At 59.4% G+C, this 25,835-nt stretch carries 23 protein-coding genes; 12 read left to right on the plus strand and 11 right to left on the minus strand.

The annotated features are described in order from the left end of the window. Positions 1-13 precede the first annotated feature (13 nt). Complete coding sequence (locus tag CFB02_RS13960; RefSeq protein ID WP_041645917.1) at positions 14-445, minus strand: CBS domain-containing protein; 432 nt, start codon at positions 443-445, stop codon at positions 14-16. 182 nt (positions 446-627) lie between these two features. On the opposite strand from CFB02_RS13960, the gene CFB02_RS13965 reads away from it, so the two are divergent. Beyond that, positions 628-1,989, plus strand: coding sequence for an alanine/glycine:cation symporter family protein (locus CFB02_RS13965; protein WP_088558472.1), 1,362 nt, complete (start codon positions 628-630; stop codon positions 1,987-1,989). A 122-nt stretch (positions 1,990-2,111) separates the two neighbouring features. After that, on the plus strand, positions 2,112-2,765 hold the full coding sequence (locus tag CFB02_RS13970) for a peroxiredoxin (protein ID WP_088558473.1): 654 nt from the start codon (positions 2,112-2,114) through the stop codon (positions 2,763-2,765). A 114-nt stretch (positions 2,766-2,879) separates the two neighbouring features. Here CFB02_RS13970 and CFB02_RS13975 read toward each other — a convergent pair whose 3' ends face one another. From CFB02_RS13975 to CFB02_RS13985, 3 genes are all read right to left on the minus strand, one after another. After that, on the minus strand, positions 2,880-3,662 hold the full coding sequence (locus CFB02_RS13975; protein WP_053113603.1) for a MetQ/NlpA family ABC transporter substrate-binding protein: 783 nt from the start codon (positions 3,660-3,662) through the stop codon (positions 2,880-2,882). Between the two features lie 181 nt (positions 3,663-3,843). After that, entirely contained in the window at positions 3,844-4,509 is a 666-nt protein-coding gene (locus CFB02_RS13980; RefSeq protein ID WP_088558474.1) for a methionine ABC transporter permease, read from the minus strand. After that, a complete protein-coding gene (locus CFB02_RS13985; RefSeq protein WP_008176987.1) occupies positions 4,509-5,516 on the minus strand; it encodes a methionine ABC transporter ATP-binding protein in 1,008 nt (335 codons plus the stop codon). The genes CFB02_RS13980 and CFB02_RS13985 overlap by 1 nt, the downstream gene beginning before the upstream one ends. 211 nt (positions 5,517-5,727) lie before the next feature. Between CFB02_RS13985 and CFB02_RS13990 the strand changes: the two genes are divergently transcribed. Further along, complete coding sequence (locus CFB02_RS13990) at positions 5,728-7,149, plus strand: HDOD domain-containing protein (protein ID WP_088558475.1); 1,422 nt, start codon at positions 5,728-5,730, stop codon at positions 7,147-7,149. 36 nt (positions 7,150-7,185) lie between these two features. Here the strand turns inward: CFB02_RS13990 and CFB02_RS13995 are convergent, their stop codons facing one another. Continuing rightward, positions 7,186-7,803 (minus strand): hypothetical protein, encoded by a 618-nt coding sequence (locus tag CFB02_RS13995; RefSeq protein WP_014579014.1) that lies wholly within the window; start codon positions 7,801-7,803, stop codon positions 7,186-7,188. A gap of 131 nt (positions 7,804-7,934) precedes the next feature. Continuing rightward, the gene (locus CFB02_RS14000; RefSeq protein ID WP_227519223.1) at positions 7,935-9,422 is read right to left on the minus strand and encodes an amidase; all 1,488 of its coding nucleotides are present in this window, start codon (positions 9,420-9,422) and stop codon (positions 7,935-7,937) included. Positions 9,423-9,474: 52 nt separating this feature from the next. On the opposite strand from CFB02_RS14000, the gene CFB02_RS14005 reads away from it, so the two are divergent. Then, on the plus strand, positions 9,475-10,614 hold the full coding sequence (locus CFB02_RS14005; protein ID WP_088558477.1) for a hypothetical protein: 1,140 nt from the start codon (positions 9,475-9,477) through the stop codon (positions 10,612-10,614). Further along, positions 10,593-11,363 carry a sulfite exporter TauE/SafE family protein gene (locus CFB02_RS14010; protein WP_062783385.1) on the plus strand — a complete coding sequence of 257 codons (771 nt, stop codon included), beginning with the start codon at positions 10,593-10,595 and terminating at the stop codon, positions 11,361-11,363. The genes CFB02_RS14005 and CFB02_RS14010 overlap by 22 nt, the downstream gene beginning before the upstream one ends. Here the strand turns inward: CFB02_RS14010 and CFB02_RS14015 are convergent. Next, a complete protein-coding gene (locus CFB02_RS14015) occupies positions 11,346-13,694 on the minus strand; it encodes a diguanylate cyclase domain-containing protein (RefSeq protein ID WP_227519224.1) in 2,349 nt (782 codons plus the stop codon). The genes CFB02_RS14010 and CFB02_RS14015 overlap by 18 nt on opposite strands. Before the next feature lie 186 nt (positions 13,695-13,880). Between CFB02_RS14015 and CFB02_RS14020 the strand changes: the two genes are divergently transcribed. The 6 genes from CFB02_RS14020 to CFB02_RS14045 all read left to right on the plus strand — a co-directional run bounded on the left by CFB02_RS14020 (position 13,881) and on the right by CFB02_RS14045 (position 17,731). Continuing rightward, on the plus strand, positions 13,881-14,669 hold the full coding sequence (locus tag CFB02_RS14020) for a MotA/TolQ/ExbB proton channel family protein (RefSeq protein ID WP_088558479.1): 789 nt from the start codon (positions 13,881-13,883) through the stop codon (positions 14,667-14,669). Beyond that, complete coding sequence (locus CFB02_RS14025; protein WP_088558480.1) at positions 14,656-15,051, plus strand: ExbD/TolR family protein; 396 nt, start codon at positions 14,656-14,658, stop codon at positions 15,049-15,051. Before CFB02_RS14020 ends, CFB02_RS14025 begins: the two co-directional genes overlap by 14 nt. Beyond that, on the plus strand, positions 15,048-15,458 hold the full coding sequence (locus CFB02_RS14030; protein ID WP_088558481.1) for an ExbD/TolR family protein: 411 nt from the start codon (positions 15,048-15,050) through the stop codon (positions 15,456-15,458). Before CFB02_RS14025 ends, CFB02_RS14030 begins: the two co-directional genes overlap by 4 nt. After that, the gene (locus CFB02_RS14035; protein WP_088558482.1) at positions 15,455-16,189 is read left to right on the plus strand and encodes an energy transducer TonB; all 735 of its coding nucleotides are present in this window, start codon (positions 15,455-15,457) and stop codon (positions 16,187-16,189) included. The genes CFB02_RS14030 and CFB02_RS14035 overlap by 4 nt, the downstream gene beginning before the upstream one ends. A gap of 213 nt (positions 16,190-16,402) precedes the next feature. Further along, complete coding sequence (locus CFB02_RS14040) at positions 16,403-16,921, plus strand: Hcp family type VI secretion system effector (protein WP_008176957.1); 519 nt, start codon at positions 16,403-16,405, stop codon at positions 16,919-16,921. 111 nt (positions 16,922-17,032) lie between these two features. Further along, complete coding sequence (locus tag CFB02_RS14045) at positions 17,033-17,731, plus strand: hypothetical protein (RefSeq protein ID WP_088558483.1); 699 nt, start codon at positions 17,033-17,035, stop codon at positions 17,729-17,731. A gap of 339 nt (positions 17,732-18,070) precedes the next feature. On the opposite strand, the gene CFB02_RS14050 is transcribed toward CFB02_RS14045, so the two are convergent. Together CFB02_RS14050 and CFB02_RS14055 are read right to left on the minus strand one after the other, a co-directional pair. Beyond that, positions 18,071-21,232, minus strand: a complete 3,162-nt coding sequence (locus CFB02_RS14050; protein WP_088558484.1) for an efflux RND transporter permease subunit — start codon at positions 21,230-21,232, stop codon at positions 18,071-18,073. Beyond that, a complete protein-coding gene (locus CFB02_RS14055; RefSeq protein WP_227519225.1) occupies positions 21,232-22,308 on the minus strand; it encodes an efflux RND transporter periplasmic adaptor subunit in 1,077 nt (358 codons plus the stop codon). The genes CFB02_RS14050 and CFB02_RS14055 overlap by 1 nt, the downstream gene beginning before the upstream one ends. Before the next feature lie 189 nt (positions 22,309-22,497). On the opposite strand from CFB02_RS14055, the gene CFB02_RS14060 reads away from it, so the two are divergent. Beyond that, positions 22,498-23,865: a WS/DGAT/MGAT family O-acyltransferase gene (locus CFB02_RS14060; RefSeq protein ID WP_088558486.1), complete on the plus strand. Its 1,368-nt coding sequence runs from the start codon at positions 22,498-22,500 to the stop codon at positions 23,863-23,865. A 9-nt stretch (positions 23,866-23,874) separates the two neighbouring features. Here CFB02_RS14060 and CFB02_RS14065 read toward each other — a convergent pair whose 3' ends face one another. Both CFB02_RS14065 and CFB02_RS14070 read right to left on the minus strand, forming a co-directional pair. Then, positions 23,875-24,282 (minus strand): NINE protein, encoded by a 408-nt coding sequence (locus tag CFB02_RS14065; RefSeq protein WP_088558487.1) that lies wholly within the window; start codon positions 24,280-24,282, stop codon positions 23,875-23,877. Positions 24,283-24,672: 390 nt separating this feature from the next. After that, positions 24,673-25,779, minus strand: a complete 1,107-nt coding sequence (locus CFB02_RS14070) for a helix-turn-helix domain-containing protein (RefSeq protein WP_088558488.1) — start codon at positions 25,777-25,779, stop codon at positions 24,673-24,675. Positions 25,780-25,835 lie beyond the last annotated feature (56 nt).

Raw genomic sequence — 25,835 nt, forward strand, 5'->3', positions numbered from 1 at the left:
GGAAAAGTGTGTTTCAGTATTCGGCACTGGCGTGCTTCGGCGGCTCCAGACCAAAGCCGGTGCGAGCCAGCTCGGCCAGGATAGCAGTACGCGTGACAATGCCGATCAGTTTGCCGTGATCCACAACAGGGTACACCTTTGGCTTGCCGGCACCGAGGTTCTGGGCGAGATCGACCACCGACATCTCTGCCGAAATCGTGACCGGTTTCCGGAACATGACATCGTCAACGAGCGGGTCACCCTCTCGGTGATAGCCGCTGACCAGCAGAGCATGGATGCAATCCTGCTCGGAGATAAAACCGATCACATGGCGCTGGTCATCAACGACTGGCAGACCAGTTACGTGGTTGTGGAGCAGCGTCTTCACCACTTTGGTGAGCTGCGTGCCGCAACGGACCGGCTCGATGTGGTTCCACATGACATCTGAAACTTTGAGTGAACGCATGGGCAGAATCTCTCTCCTCGGTGGATGGTCGCCATTGTAATGAGCATAGGCAATCACCCCTGAATCCACCACTTTTACCGGGCCATCGGTTTACACGGGAAAATTTCTGACTAAACTCAGTCGGTTATACCCAATCCGGGTCAAAAATCCAAACCAATCCATGGCAGACAGAGGGAGATCCCATGGAAGCTATTTCTGAATTCGTAGGGCAGATAAACGGGCTGGTCTGGGGCCCGCCCATGCTGGTTCTGATACTGGGCGTCGGGGTTTTCCTCAGCCTCGGTCTCAAGATGATGCCGGTTCTGAAGTTGGGCGCCGGCTTCCGGCTGATGTGGAAAGGCCGCTCCGCCGCGGGATCTGAATCCGAGGGTGAAATCCCGCCGTTCCAGGCGTTGATGACAGCGCTCTCAGCCACCGTTGGCACCGGCAACATTGCCGGGGTTGCCACTGCTGTGTTCCTTGGGGGCCCCGGCGCGCTTTTCTGGATGTGGCTTACGGCCCTTGTGGGCATGGCCACCAAGTACTCCGAGGCGGTCCTGGCGGTGCGTTTCCGCGAAGTCGACGAACGCGGTGCCCACGTGGGCGGCCCCATGTATTACATCCGCAACGGCCTGGGTCGCAAGTGGGCCTGGCTTGGCGTCCTGTTTGCCGTCTTTGCTGCCATCGCCGGTTTCGGCATCGGTAATACTGTGCAGGCAAATTCGGTTGCCGATGTCATGGAGACCAACTTTGGGCTTCCGCACTGGGTGACCGGCCTCGTTCTTATGGTTTTGGTGGGTATGGTCCTGATCGGCGGTATCCGCAGGATTGGCCATGTCGCCAGCGCCCTGGTGCCGTTGATGGCAGTTTCCTATCTGCTCGCCGGGCTTGTGGTGTTGGCTATCAACGCCGCCGATATTCCTGCCGCTTTTGCCCTGGTGATCAAACATGCCTTCAGCCCCATCGCCGCCGAGGGTGGGTTTGCCGGTGCGGCAGTCTGGGCAGCCATCCGCTTCGGGGTGGCCCGTGGCATCTTCTCCAATGAAGCCGGCCTTGGCTCCGCGCCCATTGCCCATGCCGCCGCACAAACCCGTAACCCGATCAATCAGGGCATGGTGGCCATGCTCGGCACCTTCATCGATACCATTATCATCTGCACGATTACCGGACTGGTGATTATCACCTCCGGCACCTGGACCTCCGGGGAATCCGGGGCCGCACTGACCTCCATGGCATTCCAGGAGGCGTTGCCCGGCGTTGGCAACTATCTTGTAGCCATTGCCCTCGCGGTTTTTGCGTTCACAACCATACTGGGCTGGTCGTTCTATGGTGAGCGCTGCATCGAGTTCCTGTTCGGCGTGAAGGCCATCGTGCCGTACCGCATTGCATGGATTCTGGCCATCCCGGTGGGCGCCACCCTGAACCTGGGCTTTGTCTGGCTGGTGGCAGACACCCTGAACGCCATGATGGCATTGCCGAACCTGATTGCCCTGCTGATGCTAAGCCCGATTGTGTTCAAGCTCACCCGTGAGCATTTTGAGAGGGAGAAAGCGCTGGGTGTCTGAGCCCCTTGTAATTGCCTTATCTGGCACCAAGGTTTGTCGTATACACTCAGAACACAACCCGGCCGTTTCAGAGCCGGAATAGCAGACGAAATTGTCACTAACATGATCAAAGGAGAGTACACATGACTTTACGTCTCGGAGATACCGCCCCTGATTTTGAACAGGACTCCAGTGAAGGGAAGATTTCGTTTCACGACTGGCTGGGCGACAGCTGGGGCGTGCTGTTCTCCCACCCGGCGGATTTCACCCCGGTCTGCACGACCGAGCTGGGCCTGACCGCCAAACTGAAGGATGAGTTCGCCAAGCGCGGCGTCAAGGCCATCGCTCTGAGCGTTGATCCGGTCGATTCCCACCACGAGTGGATCAAGGACATCAATGAAACCCAGGGTTGTTCGGTAAACTTCCCGATCATTGCAGACCACGACCGCAAGGTGTCCCAGCTGTATGACATGATTCATCCGAATGCCGACAGCAGCCTTACCGTGCGTTCGCTGTTCGTGATCGACCCGAACAAGAAGGTTCGCTTGATGATTACCTACCCGGCCAGCACCGGTCGCAACTTCAACGAAGTTCTGCGGGTGATCGATTCGCTGCAGCTGACCGACGAACACAAGGTCGCGACCCCGGGCAACTGGGAGCGTGGTGGCGATGTGGTTATCGTTCCGTCCCTTCAGGACGAGGAAGAAATCAAGCAACGCTTCCCGAAAGGCTACAAGGCTGTCAAATCCTACCTGCGGATGACACCAGACCCGAAAGCCAACTGGAGCGGTGACTGATCACTAGCCTCTGAAGCCTATAAAAAAGGCCGGGCAGCTCAAGCAGCTGTCCGGCCTTTTTTTGTGAAAGTGGGGTCAGATGAACGCTTTCATCTGACCCCGGTACTTCAGCTATCAGAATGCCGGAACAACGGCACCCTCATACTTTTCCATGATGAAGTCGCGAACCGCATCAGACTTCAGAGCCGCAGCCAGTTTCTGCATAGCCTCGCTGTCCTTGTTGTCCGGACGGGCGACCAGGATGTTCACGTAAGGTGACTCGGAGCCCTCGATCACCAGCGCGTCTTCAGACGGGTTCAGACCGGCTTCCAGCGCATAGTTGGTATTGATCAGCGCCAGGTCGACCTGGTTCAGGATACGGGGCAGGGTGGCAGCTTCCAGTTCCTTGAAGTCGAGATCTTTCGGGTTATCGGCGATATCACGGGGTGTTGCAGTGATCTTGCTCTCGTCTTTCAGGGTGATCACACCGGCCTTCTGCAGGAGCAGCAGCGCACGGCCACCGTTGGTGGGGTCGTTCGGAATGGCAACCACCGCACCTTCTTTCAGCTCGTCCAGCGAATCAATCTTGCTGGAGTAGGCGCCAAACGGCTCAACGTGAACGCCGGTCACGGTTACCAGGTTGGTACCACGGCCTTCATTGAATTCATCCAGATACGGCTGGTGCTGGAAGAAGTTGGCGTCCATCCGCTTCTGGTCCACCTGAATATTCGGCTGGATGTAATCAGTGAATACCTTCACGTCCAGTTCCACGCCCTGCTCGGCCAGCTGTGGCTTCACGAATTCCAGGATCTCGGCATGGGGAACCGGGGTGGCAGCTACAGAGAGTTCTTCGGCAGCAACGGCGCCGGAAAACGTAGCTGCGGCAGCCAGTGCTGCGAGTGTTTTCTTCAGATTCATCAATTGATACTCCTGTTAACAGTTAAAAACGTGTTGGCTTACTGAAAAGCCCGGGCCGCTGGCGGGGAAGCCCTTCCGAAAACGTGGAGCGCCAGGGATGGCGCGACCGATCCCTACAGGGACGTATTTACGGGCGTTTTTCGGAAGGGCTTCCTCGCCAGTGGCTTGCACCAAGGCAAGCCTATTTGCGGCTGAAATACAGAACCAGACGGTCGCCGACCATCTGCAGCACCTGTACGAAAATAACCAGTAGGGCGACTGTAATGACCATTACGTCGGTCTGGAATCTTTGATAGCCGAAGCGGATGGCAAGGTCACCCAAGCCACCGCCACCAATAACGCCGGACATGGCTGCGTAGGACACCAGCGTTATTGCAGTAACAGTGATCCCGGCGATGATGCCCGGAAGCGCTTCCGGTAACAGGGCACCGAAAATGATCTGTTTAACGCTGGCGCCCATGGCCTGGGTGGCCTCGATGATGCCGCGATCCACTTCTCGCAGGGAGGTTTCCACCAACCTTGCGAAGAACGGCGCACCGCCCGCCACCAGCGGCGGAATCGCTCCGGCGACGCCCAGGGACGTGCCGATCAGCATTACGGTGAAGGGGATCATTACGATCAGCAGGATGATGAATGGCACCGAACGGAGCACGTTCACCACGAACGACAGCACCGCGTAGGCCACCGGCTGTTCCAGCAATTGGCGTTTGCCGAACAGGAACAAAAGAACGCCGATGGGCAGGCCGATGACGACGCTGAACAGCAGGGACATACCCACCATCACCAGGGTATCCCAGCTGGCCCAGCCGATTTCGGTCCAGTCTACATTGCTTAACAGATCTTCCATCAGCGCAGCACCTCCACGTGAACGTCGGCGGCCTTGAGCGCCTGCATGGCCACCTCGAGATCACCGCCCACCAGTGACAGGGTCAGTTGGCCGTAGGGTGTATCCTTGATGTGGTCGATTCGGCCGGAAAGAATGCTGAAATCCACGCCGGATTCCCGGGCAACGCTGCCCAGCAGCGGTTTATAGGTGGATTCGCCCTTGAAGGTCAGGCGGAGGATCCGGCCGCTGGCCTTGCTCAGGTCTTCCTGGAGTTCATCCCGGTCAATGCTTTCGCTCTCGAAGACAAAGTCTCGTGTGGTCGGGTGCTTCGGGTGCAGGAACACCTCGCTGACCGGGCCCATTTCGACCACTTCACCAGCATCCATCACCGCTACGCGATCGCAGACCCGGCGCACAACGTCCATTTCATGGGTGATCAGTACGATGGTCAGGCCCAGCTCACGGTTGATGTCGGCCAGCAGCTTCAGCACCGACTGGGTCGTTTGCGGGTCGAGAGCGCTGGTTGCTTCGTCGCACAGCAGGATCGTGGGCCGGCAGGCCAGGGCGCGGGCAATGCCCACTCGCTGTTTCTGGCCACCAGAAAGCTGCGACGGGTATTTGTTGGCGTGATCGGTAAGGCTCACCCGGGCCAGCAGTTCCTCAACCCGGTCACGGATCTCGGTCTTCGAGTAGATGCCCGCCAGCTTCATGGGGAAGGCAATGTTGTCCGCCACGGTTTTCGACGACAACAGGTTGAAGTGCTGGAAGATCATTCCCACCTTGCGGCGAAAGGCGCGAAGTTCGGCGGCGTCATAGTCGGTGATGTTCTCGTCGTCGATCAGAATACGACCGCCGGTGGGTGGTTCCAGCAGGTTGATCAGACGCACCAGCGTCGATTTCCCGGCGCCGGAATGGCCAACGATGCCGAATACCTCGCCGGTTTCAATGGTCATATCGGTGGGATGAAGCGCGGGGATCGCCCGGCCGCCTACCTGATACGACTTCTGTACCTGGTCAAATACAATCACGGTCAGCGCCTTGTGGGTGCAGCGTTAAAAACCGGCGATTATAGCCCATTCGGTTGGCAAACCCGAATTCCGAAATGATTCTCAGTGTGGGTAGATATCCCTACACAAATGGTTACCTGACATCCGCCACAGCCCTGAACTAAACTTGGATGTCACAAGAACCTTAAATTCCCTCCGTTTCGAGAGCCGCGCCACCCAGAGATGCCAAAACGTGACCATTGAAAAACAGCCAACGCCCTCACGGATGAACTCCACCCAGGCATGGGTCACTTATCTCAGCAAGGTCGAGCTGCCGGTTCTGGCCAACACTCTCAAGCGTATCAACGAGTTGACGGACAGCCGAAACAGCACGGTTAACGAACTGGCCAACGTCATCCTCAACGATGCCCAGCTCACCTCCCAGGTGCTGAGACTGTCCAACACCGTGTTCTACAACCAGACGCGGACGCAGGTCAGCACGGTCAGCCGGGCCATTACCCTGATCGGCTTCGATGCCGTGAAATCCATGGCCATTTCCTCGCTGATCGTCGACGCGCTCCTGAAACGCAACGACCGCCCGCACCTCTTGCGCTGCCTGGCACGAGCCATTCACGCCGCGGTTCAGGCCCGGTGCCTGATGCCCAAACGGAATGAAACGGCCCTGGAAGAGGTTTTTATCGGGGCCTTGCTGATGAACATCGGCGAGCTGGCGTTCTGGTCCTGCGAGACAGAACAGGCGACGGAACTCGAAGAACGACTGCGGCTAGAGGAACCGCCGGTTGAGGCCCAGAAAGCCGTGCTGCACTCAACGTTTACCGAAATCACCCGCGGTCTTGTGGAGGCCTGGTCCCTCGGGCCCTTTATCAGGGATGTTGTGTCTCCGGGACAGGCCAATTCCATGGCTTCGAGCCTGGTGCGGAATTCCGTGGAAATGGCCCGACTGTCGGAACAGGGCTGGAGCGGTCCGGACATGGACAAGGTATTGGAACGCCTGGGCAGGGATATTGGTGAGCCCCCGGCGGTGGTTCGCGACCAGCTCAAGGTGAACGCATCGGAGGCCACCCGCGTGGCCGTTTCCCTGGGCATTCCGCAAGTCACTGCCATGATGCCGGGCGCCGAGGGCAAGTCAGGCGACACCGGCGCAAGGGCGCCGGACATGGATGCGGAGCTGCAGCTGGAAATCCTGCGCGAATTGAGCCATTGCCTCGCCGAGAAACCGGATATCAACGAAGTCTGTCAGCTGGTGATTGAAGGCATACACCGGGCTGTTGGTATGCAGCGAGTCGCCCTGTTGATGAGTGACCGTACCGGCAACGAACTGGTGCCCCGAAAACTCGGTGGCCGTGGCACCGAGGAATGGCGTGAACACTTCGCGATTCCAAAGGACGGCACCGGGCCCCTGGGTCCGCTTCTGCCTCATGCCCACTGCAGCATCTACGAACCAAAACCAGACGCCGAAGGCGTGGCGTATGACCGCTGGCTGGGCAAAGTGCCGGCGTTGATTGGCCCGATCAAGGCAAATGGAAGGCTGATCGGTCTGTTCTATGCCGACAATGCAGCCGGTGCTTACCTGCCCTCAAGAGAGCAGCTATCAGCCTTCGGCCACTTTATTCAAAACGCACAACTCTGTCTGACGTTGCTATCCACAAACTGACAGCCGGAGCGAGAGGTTCCGGCTGTCAGTTGCCTTTCAGTGGAGAGCTCGCATCTGACGCGGATAAAGCGCTGCACTGACTTCCGGCTCTTCCAGCAGGTCGGCCAGTTCGCGGTCTACCGTGGTCTCTTCGCCTTCTTCCGGCAGCGGCTCGAACAGGGTGCTCAACCAGGAGGCGACGGAAGGCGCTTCGTCTCGTTTGTAATCGGTGGACAGCGCCTTGATCCGGCGGAAGCCGATAATGCGCTGGTGCTTGGGATCCCGAATCTGTTCAAAACCCCGCCAGTATACGTGGTCCCTGGTGTGCAGCTGCACAAACAGCGTGTCTATAGGTCCGTCTGAATCATCAGAGCCTTCAGATTCCTCCGCAAGAGTTTCGGGAGCCGCTTCGGCCTCCACCTCTGGTTTCTTGTGACGGATGGTGGTCCAGGCCGGGTAGAGCACGGCCACGGCATCCGCTTCCACATGCTCGCGGGCAGCGCGGAGGATCAAACCCCAGCGGGCCTTGTCGGCATCGGTTTCAAGGGAATTGATGGGCAAGTCGTAGCTTTGTTCACTGGACAGGACGATGGCCATCATTGGGGCGTCTAGCTCCCCCATGGCCTCGGCTTGTGCTACTGATACCAGTTCATCGATTGCCATCGGTTGGTTCATAATACGCTCGCCTCCTCGATGCCATCAGGATCTATCAGGAAGAAGGGGTCTTCCTGACTAACAGCATAGCCTGTTCCGGCTACAAAGATAAACGTGGAGTTTGACCTGCCGGATCACAACCCCCACATTAATCAGAACGCATCCTCAAGCCTTTCGTAGTTGCCAAACCAGGGGTTCGCCTCTTCCAACTGCCCCGCCAGCTGCAGCAGGGTCGCCTCGGCGCCGTGGGGACCGCCCAATTGCACACCCACCGGCAAACCTTCGGCGGTCCAGTGCATGGGCACCGACATGGCCGGCGTTCCGGTGAGATTGGCCAGTTGGGTGAAGGGGGTTCGCGCCAGGCTTTCCAGCGCCATCTGGTCCACCTGGCCGGTTCGATGCACCAGTTTACCGGCATTGAGTTTCAGCATCAGGCGGGCGGCGAACTTGAGATGGGCTGGTGTTTCCAGCTCGCCGATGGCCGCAGGCAACTGCCCGGTAGTGGGGCTCAGGTAAAGATCATAACGGCCGAAGAACACGCCAAGGGCCCGGGCAAATTCGTTCCACTGCTGGCGACGGCGAACGTAATCGGAGAGCGGCATGGTGTTGCCCAGCATGCCAATTAACCGGGTATCCAGCTCGAAATCACTGTCGGCGGCACCGAACTGTTCCTTCGCCTTCGCCATCAGGGCAGACACTTCGCCAAAGTAAAGTCCCAGATAACATCGGGCCAGGGCCATGCCATCGAACTCCGGCGCCGCGTATTCAACCCTGTGACCGAGACTCTCGAGAACCCGGGCGGTTTCCTCGACGGCAGCAACGCACTCGGGGGCCACCTCTGTGTTATAGGGCGACGAAGTAAAGACACCGATTTTCAGACTGCCGGGGGACCGCTGCACCAGTTCAGCGTACAGCGCCGGCGGCTGTGGAATCACAAAGGGATCGCCGGGTGCCGGACCACTGAGCACATCCAGCATCGCGGCACTGTCTCTGACCGTTCGGCTGACCACATGATCGGTAGAGGCGCCTGTCCAGGCTTCGCCCATGAATGGCCCCGAAGAAATCCGACCACGGGAGGGTTTCAGCCCGAACAACCCGTTGTAGGCGGCAGGAATACGGATAGAGCCGCCACCATCGTTGGCGCCCGCCATTGGCACGATGCCCGCTGCCACCGCCGCGCCAGAGCCACCACTGGAGCCGCCGGGGGTGAGCTGGGTGTTCCAGGGGTTACGGGTAGGCCCCCAGAGCTCGGATTCGGTCACCGCTTTCAGACCAAACTCGGGCGTGGCGGTGCGCCCCAGAAATACCAGGCCGCCATCCCGGGCCCGGCGAACAAACTCCGAGTCCCGGGAGGCTATATTCTTCGTCATACCGCGGCTTCCGTAGGTACACGGATGGTCTGCCTGTTCCTGGGCAAGGTCCTTGAGCAGCAAGGGGACGCCCGCAAAAACACCCTGCTCGGGAAAGGGCTGGGCTGGCGCTTCGGAGAACTGGGGATAACAGATCGCATTGAGCTTGCCGTTTACGCGGGTTGCCCGCTCCACCGCGGCCTCGCATACTTCACCGGAAGTGACTTCGCTGCGGCGGATAAGATCAGCGAGAGCGGTTGCATCGTAACGGAGGTACTCGGATTGCTTCATGGCAGGTTCCATTTGTTATTCTGATTCGAGGAAGGTCACGGGTATAACGTCTATGATCAGATTTCTCAAGAGCTTACGCCAGCTTGCCGTGATTTTCATCCTGACGGCATCGGTCGCTACGAGCGCTCAGGAGGCCCCGCCGGACTCCGGCGAGAGCAGCGAGTGGACCCGTGTTGTCCGGACGTCACCCTACTGGGTCAGTCAGGGGGTGTTCGAGAACATTCTCACCATCAGGCGCTGGGTGCTCAAAGAATCCGGCTATTGTTCCAGTGCGGATCGACATGTTCTCTATGACATGCGCGGCCGATTTCTGGCCTGGATCAGTGACGGTGATGACCGTGAGGCAACCCAGCGCCTGCTGAATGCCACGCGACAATCACTGTATGAGAATAACAAGGTGGACGACTGGGTGCCTGGCGAGACGGGCCAGACCGGCTATCCGTTCGCCCTTTCCTGCGATCAACCCCATGTGAACATGGATGAAGCTGTTGCCCGCTATCTTGGCACCCTGCCTGCGGACCGGATCTGGGGCGCCTGGGACGACCTCATCTTTGCCACCAGTGGTGCGCCGGAAAGCCTGCATGACGCGCTCATGTATGTCTTCAATCACCGCAGCAACCAGAACCGCCTGACCCTGCCGCAAGCCTTGCCCCGATACCTGGCCGGCCAGATCCTGATCGAAAGTGGAGCCCAGGCGAGAGCCCACTCCCGTGCCAACGCCAGGGGAATCCTTCAGCTGTCGCCAGCCGCCCTGTCCGACTGCGAGATTGCCCCGGACAATTTCTGGCACCGACTGGCGCAGATAGACTGTGCCCTGCGCCTGATGAACCAGAACGCCCGCAATCTGGCACCGGTTTTCCAGCAACGCTTCGGCCATCTGCCGGAAGCCAAAAGGGACCGATTATTCACCCTCCTGCTGGTTCAGGCGTATCATGGCGGCGCCGGACGAGTGCAGGCGCTGCTGGACGATCCGGTACTGGCGCAGCCAGCAGAGTATTTTGCCGCCAACCATGAACGCTTCACCGCTGGCGATATTGCGTTCGGCCTGATTTTTCACAACCTGGGGCGAGACCGCCTGGGGCTCGCCTCGCTCTACTATGTGGCCGACGTTCAGCTGGCAACCGAGGCCCTCTGTCGCACGGCCAAACTGAAATCAACGGAATTCTGTGAATGGAAGTACTCAACCAACTGATACCTGAAAGCCTGAGCCTTCCTGTCGCCGTTTTCCTGCTTGCCAGCTCAACCATCACCTCGATGATCACCGCCAGCCTCGGCGCCGGTGGCGGGGTTTTACTGCTGGTACTGATGGCCAGCTGGATGCCACCGGCGGCCATTATCCCGGTGCACGGCATGATTCAGTTGGGCTCGAACGTTGGCCGGGCGGCTTTGACGTGGCGGAACATAGACTGGCGGGTGATTGCCGCGTTTTTGCCCGGCGTGATCGTAGGGGCAGCGCTGGGCGCCTGGCTACTGGTAAATCTCCCCGCCCACATCTGGCAGCTGACCATCGCCCTGTTCGTGCTCTATCTCTGCTGGGGGCCGGCGCTACCCAAGGGCGCATTTGGTGCCCCTGGGGTATTCCTGGCGTCGGCGCTGACCAGTTTCGTCAGTCTGTTCGTGGGCGCCACCGGGCCACTCGTTGCAGCGTTCATCAAGCAGATTCATACCGACCGGTTCAGAACCGTGGCCACGTTTGCCACTGCCATGACACTGCAGCATGCGCCCAAGGCGCTGGTGTTCGGAGCAGCGGGCTTCATGTTCTTCGAGTGGCTGCCCTTCATTCTCGCCATGATTGCCTGCGGCTTTGCCGGTACCTGGCTTGGGCTGCATGTGCTCCGTTCCCTGAGCAACAGCAAGTTCACGTTGATCTTCAATATCGTGCTGACAGCACTGGCGATTCGCCTGCTCTGGCAGGCCAGCCTCTCAGCCGGCTGGTGGTGAAGGCACCACCACAACCCTGTTACGCCCCCGGGATTTGGCGATATAGCTACCCTCATCCGCCCGGGCCATAACCTCTCTGGGGCCGCTGTCTTCCGCTGTCAGTTCCGTCAGGCCGATGCTGGTGGTTACACCGAATGAGCGGCCGTCATGCTCAATGCGAAGCGCCTCCACGTCGGCGCGGATCCGTTCCGCCAGCGCCTCGGCCCGGGTCATGCCGCAGGCAGGCAAAATGATGCCAAACTCATCTCCGCCCAGTCTGGCCACGGTGTCGGACTGGCGAACCGCGTCCTTGAACAAATCCGCCAGCCGTTTGAGCAGATCGTCACCAAGCAGGTGACCGCCTTCATCGTTCACCGGTTTGAAATAGTCGAGATCAATCAGCATCAGTACCGAACGGGCTTCCTGGCGACCGGCCTCACCGAGGCTCCGAACCAGCGAAGCGTTGAACGCGCGCCGGTTCAGCAACTGGGTGAGGCTGTCGTGGGTCGCCTCCCAGGACAGCCGCTCCTCCTGCCGGCGCCGGTCGCTGTCGTCCCGCAGCACAAACACCAGGCGTTCATCCTCGCGGCCTTGACGAATGTGCAGCATGGTGAGATCTATGGGGAAGGGAACACCCAGGGAATTGCGGAGCGTCACATAGAGGCTGTCCAGGTCATCACCGGTCAGGAACTGCTCCGCCGTCATTTCACGTTCTTCAGTTTCAATGGTGACCAGCTGGAAGAAGTTTCTAAGTACGCATTCACCCTCCGTTCCCAGAAGACGACATGCGGCATCGTTGGCAAACCGGATCACACCCTCGACGTCTACCATCAGAACCCCCTCCTGGAGTATGCCGAGTATCGTCTCTGCGCGCTGCTGCTCAGCCCTGAGGGCCTCTTCCACCTCCAGCTCGTGGGAGATATCGCGAACGACCGTGATGGTGCCGAGCGCCTTCTCAGGCGTCTGTATTGCAGCCGTCATCACATCACCCCAGATCACCCGATCCGGTGCGGGCGATGTCAGCCTCAACCGTCCCCGGAAAACGCTCTGGTTCCTGATCGCCGTCTTCCAGCCGGCGATCGCCTCCGGTCGATCGCTCTCATGCACACGATTGGCCAGATAACTGTAGGTGAGTTGCTCCGCCGGGTGGCCAACGATGGCCTCAAAAGCCGGGTTGGCAAACTCAATTCGGCCCAGAACGTCGGTCTGCACGATGCCGATGGGCGCACTTTGGGTGAGGGAACGGAAAAACGCCTCTCTTTCAGCGAGAGATACCAGAACCTCGTCCCGTTCATCGGTTACGGTGTTAAAAATCTCTGCAACCTGGCGGATCTCCTTGCCTCCGACGACGTCCACCGGGTCCGAGCGCATACCCAAGTGGCGCTCGCGAATCTGCTCGCCCAGGGTTTTTAGCGGCGCCATCAATCGCCGGAAACGCCAGAGCGCAAGAGGCGCGATCAACAGGATCACCGCCAGCAGAATCCACACAAACGCATCCAACGTCCGGGTCATCGGGGCCAGGGCTTCAGAAGCCGGCCAGGATGCCGACACAAACCAGGGAACCTGGGTCAGCTGCTGCACCGACATGATGGTCTTTTCACCACTGCTGTTGCGAGTATCCACGGTGCCCTCGAAGCCTTCCATGGCATCCCGGAGCACCGGATTAGCAACACGAACCGGTGACATGGCCCTTTCATCCCGCTGATTGACCACCACGAACCCACTTCGGGTGGCAACACCCAGATAGCCGGTGGTGCCAATCCGGATATTGATAAACTGATCAAGGAAGTTGTTGCCATCCAGCGCGATGGCACCGCCAATGACGCCGATGAACCGTTGGCGGTGGTCGAAGATCGGCGCAGCGACCATGATGGCCGGCTTTTCTTGATAGTTGGACAGATAGGGCTCGCTGATCACCGGCGTGAGAGTGGACGCAACGCGGCGGAAATATTCCCGATTGCTGACATCCAGTCCCGACTGCCGGTAATGCTCCGGATGCTCGGCGACCACCAGGCCGTCCTCATCCATCAGGTACACGGCATCAAAAAGATGTTCCAGGGCCGTTTGCCGCCGGATCAGAATCTGCGCCCGTGCATTGAGCACATCGCGAGACATGGTGAGGTTCTGGGCCACATGGTTGAGTGCGCCGAGTCTCAGGGCCAGTTTGTCGTCCAGCTCTCCCGCAATCAGGGTGGCAATCGTCTCCACCTGGTCACGGGCCTGCTGTTCCAGCTCCGACCGGCTCAGCAGAGACCCCGCCACGGTCACCAGCAATGCCGAAAGGATGATCGCCACCACCACGAGGGCAACGGCACGATTCACCAGACTGCTGAACCATTGTTTGATCAGCACAGCATCCACGCTCCCGGACGGTTTCGACGACCCGTAATGACCTTACCTCCAATCTCAGGTTTTCTGTTCTGGTGACCAGTCGACCAAGTCTACCAGAGCGGCATTCAATGTCAGGTTACGCGCTTGCAAAATTAATGATAATCGTTATTATTTAGGTCCAATTTTGTACAAAAAGCGCCTTTTCCAATGACGGACCTCACCTTGCCCCTGAACACTGCCCCGCTCACCCAACTTGTTGATATGGGAGGCCCTGTAATGGTTGTGCTCGTGGCAACTGCCGTCATCGGGCTCGTCACTTTTATCTACCTGATGCTTCTTGGCGCCCTCTATGCGCCGCGATTGTCGGGCCGTCTTAAAAAAACCGTAATGGACTGGCAGAGCAATCCGGCTTCGGTGCGGCCTTCCGAAATACGATATCAGGCAGGCCGATTAGGCCGGTTAAATCCGCTTCAGCGCCTTGTCACCGATACGATTGAGGCGATACACAACGGCGAGGACGACCGCAAGATCCGGGAAACCGCCGCCCGGGATGCGCAGCATTCATTAGAGCCGTTCGAAGCGCCCCTGAAGATCATCGAAGTCATTGCCGCGCTGGCTCCTCTTCTCGGCCTGCTGGGAACCGTGCTGGGCATGATGGAGGCCTTCAGCGCCATGGCGGCTACCGAAGGCCGTGCCAATGTTACCCAGCTCAGTGGCGGTATCTACGAGGCCCTGACCACCACCGCTGCGGGCCTGGTCGTGGCCATACCGTTTGCTGCACTGGCTGCATGGATCGAGTTCCGGCTGCGACGCATCCACAAGACCATCAACAGTACCCTGGTTTCGATTCTGCATATTGTGCCGGAACAGACTCTGGACGCTGATGAAGCAGACTACCAGGTTCCTGAACAGCAGCTTCACAGCGAGACAGCCGGGGACGAGCCCGACCGCTATACAACTGCCCGGGGTCAGCGATTCGCCCATGCAACTGGTTGAACCAAGGCCGAGTCGCCCGATCCCGATACGGATCACGCCCCTGATCGACGTCGTCTTCATACTCCTGGTGTTCTTTATGCTGACCACCCGCCTGTTGCCAGTCGACTACCTGGAACTTGCAAATAACACCTCCAGCCGAAGCCCGGTCACTGGCGAGCCTCTGCCTGAGCTGACCGTGTCTGCCAATGGCAAGGTGCAATGGCAGGGGCAATCCATGGCCCTCGATCAGCTTGTGAGCGAACTGGGAGAGGCCGGTATCACCGAAGTAAACCTCGCGACGACGGGTGATACGCCTCTGGGAGCCTTCACCAGGATACTCAGCGGCTTGACTGAGCAGAATATAGACACCCACTGGAAGCGGGCGAAACCACAGACACCATGAGCGATCTGGTTCCACCTCCCTTCACCTCCGGCAAAACCTTGATGGAACGCGTGGAAGATGCACTTCTGCCGTTGATCAATCTGGTATTTCTGCTTCTCATGTTTTTCATCGTTGCCGGCCAGTTGACCGACAACCCACTTCCGGAATTGCCCGTCACGCAGCAGGCTGAGGACCGCCAGTCGCCCCATGCAGACATGATTGTCAGCGCAGAAGGCGAGTGGAGAGTGGATGGCGAGCTGCTCGACAGGGAGTCTCTGGTTGCCAGACTGCCAACACCTGACGAAGAGCAACCACTGAAAATCGCCGCTTCCGAAGGAATCAGCATGGCGGATGTGGAGTCACTCTTCCGATTGCTTGAGGAAGCCGGATACCAGGATATCCTGTTGTTGACGGAGCCTGGCCAATGATGCCGCAACAACCACCCTTCCGGTGGGCACTTTTGCTGCTGGCATGTGTGATCACCTTTGTTGCCCTGGTCTTCGCTTCACCGGAAAAGACGGTGGAGCTCAATACTCTGGGCGAATCCGCCGTCAACACCGCGCCCGCCATCCGCATAAAGCTGGCTGGCGAGCCCGCTCCCAGGCCCGAGCCTGTGGCTGCTCCGGAACCGAAGCCACAGCCGAAACCGCAACCTATGCCAGAGCCGGAACCTGAGCCGGAACCTGAGCCAGAGCCAGAGCGAGAGCCTGACCCCGAATCTGAGCCCGAACCGTTAACACAGCCGACGCCCGAACCTGAGGTCACCGAGCAGGTTACAGAAGCAGAGACGCCGGTTGGCGATCCCGTGGAAACGGAAACCCGGGAGCAATCTCAGGCGACCGTTCCGCTTCAGAACGCTGGCGTCAGATCAGAAGTGGATAATTACCTGTCCAGGCTCAGCCGCCACCTTGCCAGGTATTATGAATATCCCCGCCGGGCAAGACGGCTCGGCCAGGAAGGCACTCCCGTGATCGTGTTCGAGTTTCGGAGGGACGGGTCCCTGGTGGCACACAGCCTGAGAGCCAGCTCCGGACATCAGCTTCTGGATGAGTCGGCTCTGGCCATGTTGGAGCAGGCAGAGCCTCTTCCGGCCGTGCCTGATGAGATATCAGGAAAGAAATTCCGTTACGCACTGCCCGTACGATTTCGCCTCCGCTGAACCGGGCAATACTCGAGCAAGTTTTTGCCATGACAGCAATCCTTCGCCTGGCCTTCGGGCGCAGGATTGCCTGGCCCGCCCCAAGCATCAACGAAAAATAGATACCTCTTTGTTTTAAATACAATTACTTAATCTGGCACAGGCTTTGTTATGAAAAACAGCGTCCAGGGAACACCCGGGGACACTATTCATTCACAAGTCATGGAGCAGACTATGCCAACTCCTTGTTATATCAGCATCGAAGGCCAGACCCAGGGCAACATCACTGCCGGCGCTTTCACTTCCGATTCCGTCGGCAACATCTACGTGGAAGGCCACGAAGACGAAGTACTGGTGCAGGAATTCAGCCACGTTGTAACCGTACCGACCGATCCCCAGTCCGGTCAGCCATCCGGTCAGCGCGTTCACAAGCCGTTCAAGTTCACCTCCGCCCTGAACAAGGCCACCCCGCTGATGTACAACGCCCTCGCCTCCGGCGAGATGCTGCCCAAGGTCGAACTGAAGTGGTACCGCACCTCCGTTGAGGGCAAACAGGAGCACTTCTTCTCCACCATCCTCGAAGATGCCACCATCATCGACATCAACTGCAACATGCCCCACTGCCAGGATGCCGGCAACGCCGACTTCACCCAGCTGGTCACCGTTTCCCTGTCCTACCGCAAGGTAACCTGGGAGCACGCCGTTGCCGGAACTTCCGGTGCTGACGACTGGCGTTCGCCTATCGAGGCGTGATCACCCACGCGCTTTCCAGTCAACGGCCGGTCCCACCGGCCGTTGTTGTTTTTTTACCCCGGCCCCGGCGACGGGTATCATCGCAACAGTACACCCCTTACTGTGCGATCCATGGACAAAAACGATATTCATCAAATCGGCAAACTGATGTGCACCGTCACCCGGGACTGGCTCTGGCAACCGGCAGAGCAGTGGGTCCGGGAACGCAATCCCGGCAGCGTCCTGCATTGCAGGGTTGGATCAGGCCAGGCCACCTACCACCGTTACGATTCCCGAGGCCGGCAGCACCTGATCACCTACGGTGCCCGCATGATTGTCGCCAAGCACCAGCCGGAGACGGCGAGCGGCTGGCTTTCGGGCCGGGAGATCCGTAAACGGGGGTATTTTGGCGGGGAGCTGAGTACACTGAACCTGCTGGCCCATACCTGCTGCCACGAGTTTGCCCATCTGTTGCAACAGAGTGCCGGACAGCGGTATCGGGGCTCCGTACACAACCGTCATTTCTACACCATATTGGATGAGTTGCACGAGAGCGGGGCTGCGCATACCACGCGCGATGCCTTGGTCAGGCAGGCCAGAGAAAAAGGTCTTGCAATGCCAGACACTCCCTTTGAGCCGGTTGATACGCGACCGCAAATGGCTCTTTGGCAGGTAGGCGATACAGTTCGCTTCGGTGCCGGAAAACGGGAGCTTCAGGGACAGATCATCCGGATCAACCGTAAAACTTGCACGGTTGACGGTATCGGCCGCTCCAAAGGCGTGCGCTACCGGGTACCGGTGCAGATGCTGAGCAAGTTAAGCCCGGTGTGATGCCTAATGGGCGCCAAAGCCGTGCAGCCTGCCCTGTCGCAGGGCAGTTTTTCGGGCAGAAACCTTTCTGGAAAACCGGAAAATTCTCAAGCTATTGTTTTAAAAGGCCCTGAAAACGTGGCACGAAGATCGCTTTATTAAAAGCAAGGACGAACGTCCCGGCCATGGATCAGGCCGGACCATCAGATCATTGTTGTTGGCATTGGCGCCGGATCATCGATTTCCTACCTTGGGGAAAAGATAGTCCGGCTTTTTTTGTTGCTCGGCAGGCACAGCCAAAACTAGGGAGTTGCCGGCACTACCCGGGAGAGACTCGACTTCAGAGCCGACCAGAAAACATCAGTCGCTGCCTGACCGCCAACGCTCCCGCAAGCCAAGAACAAAGATGGTCAGTGACGGCAGGAAGGTCACGGTTACAATCGCTGCCCCAAGCAGGCCAAACAGAACGATAGCGCCCACGCCTCGATAGAGCTCGGTGCCTTCGCCGGGCAGGAACACCAGGGGCGAGAGGCCGCAGATGGTGGTCAGGGTGGTCATGGCAATCGGGCGCAGGCGGGTCTGGACGGCGGCAGTGACGGCCTGCACTACGGTAACGCCTTTCTGACGGAGGTTCTGCCGGGCCTGGTCCACCACCAGGATCGGGTTATTCACCACTGTGCCCATCAAAATCAGAAAGCCCAGCATGGTAATCATGTCGAAGGGTTGTCGCAGAGGCTGGAGGCCAATCGTGGGCAGCAGGCCACCGACCAGGTTCATCAGGGCCAGGCCCACGATGCCACCGGCCACGCCAAGCGGTATGGCGGTCATGATCAGCAGCGGGAATCCCCAGTGCGCGAAGATGGCCACCAGCAGCAGGTAAACAATGGCAATGGCAATGATGAAATTGCCGGTCAGGGCATCCCGTGTGGCGTTCAACTGGTCGCTGGCGCCGGAGATATCCACGTTCACATTCGCGGGCAACGCGCCGCTGTCCCGCATGAACTGCAACAGTTCCGTGCGCACCCTCTCGACGCCGGCTTCGAGCGGCACATCGTCCGGGGGAATCACGTTCAGGGTCACGGTGCGGCGACCGTCCACCCGGCGGACCGTGCTGGTATCGACGGTTTCCTCGATGGTGGCCAGGCTGGAGAGCGGCAAGGTCGCGCCCTGGGGCGTGTGCACCATGACATCCGGCAGGCTGTCCAGTGACGGGTTGCGACCCTCGCTGCCGTAGACATAGATATCGATCTTTTCGTCGTCCAGGAAGAAATCGTCGACGTAGCTGCCCTCGGTCAGGGAGGCCACGGTAAAGCCAATGCCTTCAGCGCCAAGGCCAAGTTCCGCGGCGCGATCCCAGTCAGGCATGATCTGGATCAGCGGCTGTGCCAGAGACAGCGTGGAGGGCTGGCTCTGGATGCGGGGATTGTCGAAGATTTCCTCGGCGCGCTGATAGGCAGCGTTCGCAGCGCCGTAGACCGACACCAGGTCCGGCCCCGAGATGTCCAGATTGATGCTGCGGGTGCCGCCGTCGTTGCTGGAGATGATGGAACCCTTGGCCGCGAAGGCGCGCATGCCCGGGAACTGTTCATAGAACCGGGTGATCTCGTCCATCAGGGCTTCGATGTGCCTCGGGTTCAGTGTCTCGGCGATGATCCGGATCCTGGTGGGCGTTACCTGCATGTTGAGATAGGCCATGGGCGGCACGCTGGTTTCGCCCGCGGCGTAGGCCTGGCCGTCCGCGTTCACGTGGGGCAGGAAGTAGTCTTCCACCTGGCGGGCAATGGCTTCCATCTCCTGGAGGTTGTAGCCCGGCGGCGCCGACATGGCGGCAAAGGTCTTGGGCTCCTCACCTTCCGGCAGGTATTCGGCGGGTGGGGTCAGCACAAAAATCACCCACAGGCTGACGCCGACGGTTGCGGCCATCACCAGAAGCCGGCGCACCGTGCCATTCACCAGCCATCGCACCGCCCCCATGGCGGTCCCGCTCCAGCGACCCGAGGTTTCGTTGCCGTATTCATCGGTGGTCACGCCCCGACGGCCGAAATCCAGCCGGGCGCAGAGGGTGGGTATGATGGTGATTGCCACCAACATGGAGGCGAGAATGGCGGCAGAGATGGCAATGGCCACGTCGGAATAAAGCTGGCCCGCCTCTTCCTCGATAAACAGGATCGGCAGGAACACCAGAATGGTTGTGGTGGTGGACGCCAGCACCGCCGGCCAGACTTCGCGCACGCCCTTGAGGGCCGATTCGAAACGGTCCAGCCCCAAACGCCGGTGTCGTTCGATGTTCTCCAGCACCACGATGCTGTTGTCCACCGTCATGCCGATGGCAAAGGCGATACCGGCCAGAGAAATCACGTTGATGGTGCGGCCGGTGATCAGCAGCCCGATAAACGCGGCTATGGCACACAGCGGTATACCTACCACCCCGGCAAACGTGGCCCGGCCGGATCTCAGAAACAGGAACATCACCAGGGTTGCGAAGGCGGCACCAATCCCCAGATTGGTCCAGACGTTGGCCACCGAGGCTTCCACATAACGGGCATCGTCTGCGGTCAGGCCCAGCCTCATGCCCGCCGGCTCTAGCACCTCCCGGTTGATGGCGGCCACTTCGTCCATCATCGCGCGTTTGATATCAATGACGTTCGAGCCGCTTTCACGGCGCACCTGCAGGCCAATCACCCGCTGGCCGTTGATAAAGGACAACTCCCGGATCCGGGAGTGGCCCTGCTGAACCCGGGCCACCTCACCAAGGCGCACCACGCTGTCACCCTGCCGGCGTACCACCAGCTGTTCCAGGGATTCAACATCGTCAAAACGCCCGACCGTGCGCAACAGATACCGGCGCTTGCCAGAGTCGATCTCGCCGCCGGAAATGTCCTGGTTGCGGGCCACGATTGCGTTGCGCAGATCCACCAGGCTCAGGCCGCGCTGGGCCAGGGCGGATTCGTCCACAATGATCTGCATCTGCCGGTCGGCACCACCGCCAACGGTAACCTCGGAAACCCCCGGCACACTCTCCATCCTTGGCCGGACGCGATCCTCGATGAAATCGCGCATGAGCTCGATGTCCAGCTCGCGGGGATTGCCCTCCAGGGTAGCGACACGGAAATACATGAACGCATTGGATGAGAAAGACGCCGCGACAATCCGTGGCTCATCGACGTTTCTCGGGTAATCAGGGACTTGGCTCAGGGCATTGTTGATCTGGATGAGGGTCTCGGTGATATTCACCCCGAACGGGAACTCCAGCTCGATCTCCGCCGCGCCGCTGGATGCGGTGGATGTCATCCGGCTCAGGTTCGGAACATTGCGCAGGAACCGTTCCTGCTCAATCAGTATGTCCTTCTCGATGTCCTGGGGCGTCGCACCGGGCCAGCTGGTCTCAACGGTGACGGTGCGCACTTCCAGGTCCGGAATCATCTGAACCGGAATCCGAAGCGCCGCGGCAGTTCCAAGAATGGCAACGATCAGGGCGATAACGGTAACCAGAGTGCCATGACGGATAATGCCGGCGAACATCAGCGGCTCTCCCGTTCGGCAATGCGCACGCTGATACCCTCGCTCAGGGACTCGTTGCCACGAACCACCACGCGCTGGCCGGTCTCAAGACCGCTGATTATCTCAACCCGCCCCTCAAAACCTGTGCCGAGACGCACCCGCTTTTCCTGAACGGTCCAGGTCTCTTCATCCGCCGGCTCGGCGATCCATACCGTGGTCCGTCCTTCGGGATAACGGTTAATAGCATCGCGGGAAACCGTCAAGCCCCGCTCCCCGGTGGTGACCCGCAGCACCGCCTGCACCGCCATGCCCGGAAGCAGCTTCAAGGTATCCGGTTTTATCGCTCGAAGAAGAAAGGTTCTGGACCGGGGGTCGTTGATCGGCACCAGGACATCGATGGTGGCCTGGCTCAGTTCCTCGTCGTTTTGCACCAACAGCCGGCTGTTGTCGTCGATGCGCTTGAAAAAGGCCTGGGGCACCTGGAAATCCAGTCGCAGGTTTTCGGTATCCACCAGCGTCAACAGCTGGTCACCCGGGGTTACCCATTCACCGAGATCCCGAAAGCGCTCGCTGACCACGCCATCGAAGGGCGCGGTCACACGGTGACGGCCGGCCATGACTTCAACCTGCTGCCGGGCAGCTTCCAGGCGGGCCAGGGTGGCTTCATTGGCGGCAACCGCACTCTCCCGGGCACTGACTTCCGTTGCTGCAATATTACGGCCCGCACCCACAGACCTGGCTTCGCGCAGTCTCCGCCGGGCTTCCTCTAACCGGCTTCGGGCCTCCTCAGCCTCGGCCCTGGCGGCCGCCAGCTCCCAGGTCACCATTTCATCATCCAGCGCAACCAGCACATCACCCTGGGAAACCCGATCACCGGTTTCCACCCGAACCTCGTCCAGGAGGCCGGCTACCGCCGCGGACATGCCTGAGACACGAAGGGCGTTTACCGTCCCGTTCAGGGTGACTTCCTGCACAATGTCCTCGGAAGACACTGTCTCCAACTGGACGCCGGGTAAATCCTGAGCCGCGGCGAACAGAGGAAACAGACTGCAGACAGACAATAAGACCCCGTGCAGGGTCCTGATAGCGTTACCCACGTCCTTTTCTCCATGAGTCATGTGCGATGGATGCAATTGCTAACTTTAAAGAATGACCTACGATGAAAACGTCCGTCCGGACCTCGGACCACGTTTGGCCCGACCATTGAAGTCAATGCATACCGAGGTCAATTCCGTTCCAATCCATCTGCGCTACTATTGTCACAATACTGACAACAAGGATGCCCTGTGAAACCTCTCAGCCCCACGGATCAGCTTTTTCTCTGGCTGGAAAAACGGCAGCAGCCCATGCACGTGGGCGGCCTTCAACTTTTCTCTTTTCCCGAAGGCGCTCCGGATGATTACGTCGCCCAGCTGGCGGACCGGTTAAGGCAACACACAAAGGTGACACCACCTTTCAACCAGCGACTGGATTACCGTTTCGGTCAGCCGGTGTGGGTAGAGGATGAGCACCTGGATCTGGAGCATCACTTCCGGTTCGAAGCGCTACCGACCCCGGGACGGGTAAGAGAGCTGTTGTCGTTTGTCTCGGCGGAACATTCCCACCTGATGGATCGGGAGCGACCGCTGTGGGAATTTCATTTGATCGAAGGGCTGGGAGAGCGGCAGTTTGCCGTGTACATCAAGGTACACCATGCTCTGGTAGACGGTGTATCGGCCATGCGGATGGTTACCCGGATGCTGTGCCAGGATACCGGAGAGCGGGATATGCCGCCGATCTGGGCCATGCCACCACGCCCGGAGCGTGAGAAGGATGATGGCGGCCCTTCGCTGTGGCGAAGCGTTGGCCACCTGCTGGGTGAATCCGGCAAGCAACTGGGCACCGTGCCCACCGTCGCCCGGGAACTGCTGCGAACCATCAACGACGCCCGCAAAGACCCGGCCTACTCCTCCATATTCCACGCGCCCCGCAGCATTCTTAACCAGAAGATCACCGGGTCCCGACGCTTCGCCGCACAGTCCTATGACCTCAGCCGTATAAAGGCAGTGTGTAAAATCTACGGAACCACGGTGAATGATGTGGTGATGGCCATGTGCGCCACCGCGCTGCGCAGCTACCTGATGAACCAGGACGCCCTGCCGGAAAAACCGCTGATCGCCATGGTGCCGGTGTCCCTGCGCAAGGATGACAGCTCCGGCGGAAACCAGGTGGGCGTTATCCTCGCCTCGCTGCACACCGACGTCACCAGCCCGGTTACCCGGCTGATGCAGATCCACGAAGATGTAAAGGCGGCCAAGGACCGATACGCCCATATGTCTGCGGAAGAAATTATCAACTACACCGCCCTGACCCTGGCGCCGGCGGCGTTCCATCTGCTTACCGGCATGGCACCGAAATGGCAGACCTTCAACGTGGTCATTTCGAACGTCCCCGGGCCCCGGGAGACCTGCTACTGGAACGGCGCCATGATGGACGGCATGTACCCGGTCTCCATCGCCATGGACCGCCTGGCCCTGAACATGACCCTGACCAGCTACGGCGACCAGGTGGAGTTCGGCCTCATCGGCTGCCGCCGCACGCTACCCAGCCTGCAGCGGATGCTCGACTACCTGGAAGAGGCCCTGGTCGAACTGGAGACCGCGGCCGGCCTGTGATCCGATCGGTCAGCCGAAGCGGCGCTCTTCGTTGCGGATGGAGATCTGGTTGTTCAGAGTCCAGAAGTCATAGAGCACACCGATCAGGAACAGGCCGCCGGTAAACAGGTAGATGATGCCCGTGATCCACTTGCCCATGTACATCCGGTGAATGCCAAACACACCGAGGAAGGTCAGCAGGATCCAGCCGATGTTGTAGCTGACCTCACCTTCCCGGAACCGCAGGTCCGCTTCGCGGTCCATGGCCGGGATCAGGAACAGGTCGATGATCCAGCCGATAAACAGCAGCCCCAGGGTAAAGAACCAGATGGTGCCGGTAACGGGTTTGCCGTAGTAAAACCGGTGTGAGCCCAGGAATCCGAAGATCCAGAGCAGGTAGCCGATCAGTTTGCTGTGGGTGTCTGGCCTTTGGGTCATATTCGTTTTCATCCTCTTGGGTTGGTGTCTGGTTTCAATTATGGCCCTAGCCTGGTTGGTTTGGGGGCTGGCCGGGGGGAAGGAATATTTTCCCTCGGGAAAAACAACTCGCTTCGCTCAGACATCTTTTTCCTGTCGGGAAAATATTCCTTCCCCCCGTCCGTCGAACCATTGTGGCATAGGATTAGAAAAACAAATTAAGAACGAGCAATAACTCTTCTGACGGCATTCTCAGCTGTCAGCAGGGCGTGGGGTGGGGCATAAATTTTTCGGGGAAAAAGATGTCTGAGCGAAGCGAGTTGCTTTTTACCCGAAAAATTTATGCCCCACCCTGCGACCACGCTCCCAACAAGCGGCCCGAGAGGCCCAAACGACCACCCAAGACAAACCTCAAGGGCCAACCTCAGGCGCCGGATCCGGACCACCCTCGCGAAACTCGCTGGCCGACTTGCCGGTCCACTTCCGGAACGCCCGGCTGAAGTTGGAAAGGTCCGCATAGCCCAATTCGTAGGCAATCTCGCTGACCGACTGGTTGGTGTACCGGAGCAACTGGATCGCCCGGTCTTTCAGCACCGACTCGAGGATTTCCCGATAGCTGGTGTCGCGGTCCGCCAGCCGGCGTTTCAGGGTTCGGGAAGAGACGCAGAAACGCTCGGCCATGGCTTCCAGAGACGGCAAGGGGCCCGGCATCATTCGGAGCATGTTGCGGATCGCCAGGACAATGTCGCCCTGCTCCTTCAGGGCCTTCTGCAGCTCGAACTCGCACTGGTCACGGGCCATTCGGGAGGCTTCGGCGTCGGCAAGACGCATCTGCACATTCAGAAGCTCGCGCGGGAAGACCATCATTTCGTCGGGCTGGCCGTATTCGAATCGAACGGGAAGCTGATCGGAAAACTGCCGGTACCAGGGCGGCTCCGGTGCGCTCAAGCGAACGGAGACACCCGGCAGTTTGCCGTCTTCCAGGGCAAAGCCGTGTTTTGCCGCGTTCTCCCGATCCAGGAGCTGTTCGGTCAGCAGGATCAGGGTGGCGCTGACGGTCTCCGCCAGAAACGGATAGAGGCCGGGCACTTCGAATTCGGTGCACAGCTTTACCAACACCTGATCGCCCGCTTCGGACTGGCTCATGCTGAGGAACGGCACCCGCAAATGCAGGTAACGGCGTACCGAATCCAGGGCATCGGCGAAGGTGGGGCTAGTGAGAGCCGCGAAGCCCAGGGTGCCGTGGATTGTCAGCCGCAACTCCCTGGCCAGCGTGAAGCTGAGACCGTCCTGGCCGGCCAGGTTCACGGCCCGTTTGGCCATGATGATGGCGTCGGTGACAAACACCCGACTGTCGTTGGACTTGAGATCGTCCGGGGTGAATTCCAGCCCTTCGTAAAGTAGCCGGTCGTTGTAGCCCAGCTGGCGGACGGTCTCGGCCAGAACCCGCAGGTAAGCGCCCGGCACCAGGAACAATCCCAGCATCTGCCGTTCTTTGTCCGGACCGGTTGCACTCATTGGCATTCCTTCTTATTGGGTTGGCTGAAGCACGTCAATTGACTCTATCAGATGCC

It is taken from the genome of Marinobacter sp. es.042 (assembly GCF_900188315.1).
Lineage (GTDB): Bacteria > Pseudomonadota > Gammaproteobacteria > Pseudomonadales > Oleiphilaceae > Marinobacter.